The organism is Nonomuraea sp. MG754425 (assembly GCF_021699195.1).
Lineage (GTDB): Bacteria > Actinomycetota > Actinomycetes > Streptosporangiales > Streptosporangiaceae > Nonomuraea.
The window spans coordinates 1-601 of the sequence record NZ_SSXE01000479.1 but is presented as its reverse complement, the minus strand read 5'-3'; the positions used below and the strand labels follow the sequence as shown (position 1 = coordinate 601).

At 73.7% G+C, this 601-nt stretch carries 1 protein-coding gene; it reads left to right on the top strand.

Going from position 1 to position 601, the window contains the following annotated elements:
- On the top strand, positions 1-596 hold a 596-nt coding region (locus FAF44_RS53565; RefSeq protein ID WP_272896262.1), incomplete at its 5' end, for a cellulose binding domain-containing protein.
- Positions 597-601 lie beyond the last annotated feature (5 nt).

Sequence of the window (601 nt, the reverse complement as noted above, 5' to 3'; positions counted from 1 at the left end):
CGTCCTCAGCCCTCCCCGCCACCCTGCTCACCGTCCTCACCACCGCGCTGGTCGCCGCCCTGGTCGTCACGACGCCGGCCGCCCCGGCGCGCGCCGACCAGGCCGTCCGCCTCCAGTACCGCACCAGCGCCCCCGGCGCCACCACCGCCCAGGCGGAGCCCTGGCTGCGCCTGCACAACGACGGCACCACCACCGTCCCGCTCGGCCAGGTCAAGATCCGCTACTACCTCACGGGCGCGGAGACGTACCGCTTCGCCTGCTCCTGGGCGGTGATCGGCTGCTCCACGGTCACCGGCCGGTTCGTCCCGCAGGAGGGCGGCGCGCAGTACCTCGAGGTGGGCTTCACGACGGGCAGCCTGAGCCCCGGCCAGCACACGAGTGACCTGCAGCTCCGCTTCTACCGCGCGGACTGGCAGAGCTTCACCCAGAGCGACGACTACTCCTACGGCCCGAACACCGCCTACGCCGACTGGGACAAGATCACCGTCTACGTGGACGGCCGGGTCGGCGCGCGCCGGGGCGGCCGGCGTCGTGACGACCAGGGCGGCGACCAGCGCGGTGGTGAGGACGGTGAGCAGGGTGGCGGGGAGGGCTGAGGACG